General features: G+C 44.9%; 4 protein-coding genes. 3 read left to right on the forward strand and 1 reads right to left on the reverse strand.

Going from position 1 to position 2,367, the window contains the following annotated elements:
* Positions 1-284, reverse strand: a 284-nt coding sequence (locus VE944_RS12145; protein WP_324977198.1) for a helix-turn-helix domain-containing protein, incomplete at its 3' end; no start/stop codon positions are given.
* Between the two features lie 111 nt (positions 285-395).
* Here VE944_RS12145 and VE944_RS12150 point away from each other — a divergent pair.
* The 3 genes from VE944_RS12150 to VE944_RS12160 all read left to right on the forward strand — a co-directional run.
* The gene (locus VE944_RS12150) at positions 396-596 is read left to right on the forward strand and encodes a hypothetical protein (protein WP_324977201.1); all 201 of its coding nucleotides are present in this window, start codon (positions 396-398) and stop codon (positions 594-596) included.
* A 38-nt stretch (positions 597-634) separates the two neighbouring features.
* A complete protein-coding gene (locus VE944_RS12155) occupies positions 635-1,006 on the forward strand; it encodes a hypothetical protein (RefSeq protein ID WP_324977204.1) in 372 nt (123 codons plus the stop codon).
* A 51-nt stretch (positions 1,007-1,057) separates the two neighbouring features.
* Positions 1,058-2,367: ParB/RepB/Spo0J family partition protein (locus VE944_RS12160; RefSeq protein ID WP_324977207.1), on the forward strand; the 1,310-nt coding region annotated here is incomplete at its 3' end.

Consider the following 2,367-nt stretch of genomic DNA (forward strand, 5'->3'; position numbering starts at 1 on the left):
ACATCCTCTGCCACATGAGGGCGATAAACTTGCTCCGATTCACCTCCATTAATTTCAGTAAACAACTCCTCCAAACTCATCCCGGCCGCCGTAGCAATTTTTTCTAAGTTTTTGGCAGAAGGCATTCCTTGCCCCTTTAACCAATTTTGAACCGCGCCAAGACTCACGCCCAAGTCCGCCGCGAATTGGCTCTGCGATCGCTCTCCCCTTGCTTGAATCACTATTTCCGCGAGGCGTTTCCTTGCTTGCTCATCCATCAAAATCTGTCGAATTGCTAACCACATATCATAATGCACCTTTTACAAGGCTTGTTAACTACGGACGGCACTTTACAAAACCTTGTAGTATTATTACTATTAAATTAATAATTGGTAAATAACCACTAAAACAGTAGTATGTCGATTAAAAAATCTTTTGATGCCGCACCAGAAGTACAAGACGAACTGGTTGCGATCGCCAAAGAGATGGGTGTACCCCAGTCTGCTGTCATAGTCTTTGCCCTCAAAGACTTTTTCCTGAATTACCACCGCCAAAAGCACGAAAAAATGCAGTTAAAAGCGCCAGCAGAGGTACGAACTATGCTTAAAAGCGCCTGAAGCTAAAACAGCAGTGCATCTACTACACGCATACAAACATGGAGCAACCAGGGACTTACAAAACCGATCGCCTCATTCCTGAATCCCAAATCAGGGATGCAATCAAAGAAATCTTGGCAGAAATGCTAGGAGTAAGTCTTCGCGCTCAACATAAAAATCAGTGGTACGACACAGAAGAGGCTTATCCTTTATTGGGATTAAAATCAGCCGATCAACTGAGAGAAATGGTCAGAAATGGCACTCTCAGACTCAAGGTAAAAGGGCGTGAAGATTATGAAGTGCGAGATGTGCGATCGCCCGATTCCCAAATTCCTAGATATCAGTTTCACATTGAAAAATGTGATACTCGATTATCTCTGCCGCCTGAATTGCGGCAACCAAAAAAAGTCAACAAAAAATTAACCGTATAGTTGATAGCTAGACGGTTAATAAAAATTAATTAAAATTAAGACACTTGAATTATGACACAAAAATTTCTTGCGCGGAACCCCCATGATATAAGGATTCCAACACACTTAACAACTGATGAAGAAGCTGTAACAAAAGCTATATCAAGCTTTCAAGCTGATGGCATTATTCCCGACATTACTATTACAGAGGATGGGGAATTAATCGAGGGAATTGAAACTCTAGAAGCAGCTAAAAGACTTGAAAAACAGATGGTGGTGGTGGTGATTGCATCATCAACAAAACCACAAATAAATGTCGAATGGATACCAATAGAATTACTTGATCCGCATCCACTGAATGCCCAAATATATGGGGAAGATGAGGATGTAACGGCTCTTGCTGAATCAATTTCTGCCAATGGCTTGCAGGAGAATTTCACAATTACGCCCAAAAGCGATGGACGCTTCACAGTAATCCACGGACACAGGCGGCGATTAGCTTGCTTAAAGAATGGGATAAAAGTAGTTCCGGTGATTGTGAAAAATTTTTCAACAAGTGCAGAGGCGATCGCTGCGTTACTCTCCGGCAATGAATACCGGGAAAAGAGCATAGAGCAGAAATCTCGTGAATACCTAGCGTGGCTTGATATTGAGAAGGAGAATGCCAAAAATAGACAAGGCCGCCCTAACCAGGGGCAGGGGACGACCCGCGATATCATCGCCAAGCGCGTAGGGCTTGGCAGTGGGGTAAACGCCGAACACGCCATTGTGTGCGTGAAAACCTTAGATGAAACTGCCGATGCACCCATTGGCACTGTGCGCCATCAGCAGCACGAACAACTTAAGCAGCTGCTTTCAAGGACAAGGGGAGTGGATGCAGCTTACAAGCTGGTGAAACCAGAACCCCCAAACAAACCAGTGCAATCTCAGCGTTGGACTCCCAAGGAATTCGAGCGAGTAAAAATCACCGGCGGGCCCCATAAAGGGAGTCTTGCAATTGTGCGAATAATAACGGGCCCATTTTCTGCGGTCTGTTACATCGAGGGCGAACCAGAAGACAAGAGGCATCAAATAGCCTTCAATCAAATGGAAGCGATTCCCCAAGCAGCACCGCCCACATCTGTTACCCAGGAACTAAAACAGCAGCAGCAGAGTTTGGGATTGGGAACTCGCACTCAAATTCTTCCAGACAAAGTGCGAAACGAGGGGCATCCTCCAGAACAACAATTACCAGCTTCTATCACCAATATCAACGCCATTGGTGAAGTGCAGGTGGCTGAAATGGCGATCGCTCTTTTATCGCTCACGCCCAAACAACTCTTTGAGGTGATGAGCAAGGCACAGCCAGACTTTTCCACATCTCAGTTAGAAGCTATTTGGAA

The sequence above is a fragment of the Nostoc sp. genome, from assembly GCF_035638895.1.
Taxonomy (GTDB): domain Bacteria; phylum Cyanobacteriota; class Cyanobacteriia; order Cyanobacteriales; family Nostocaceae; genus Nostoc.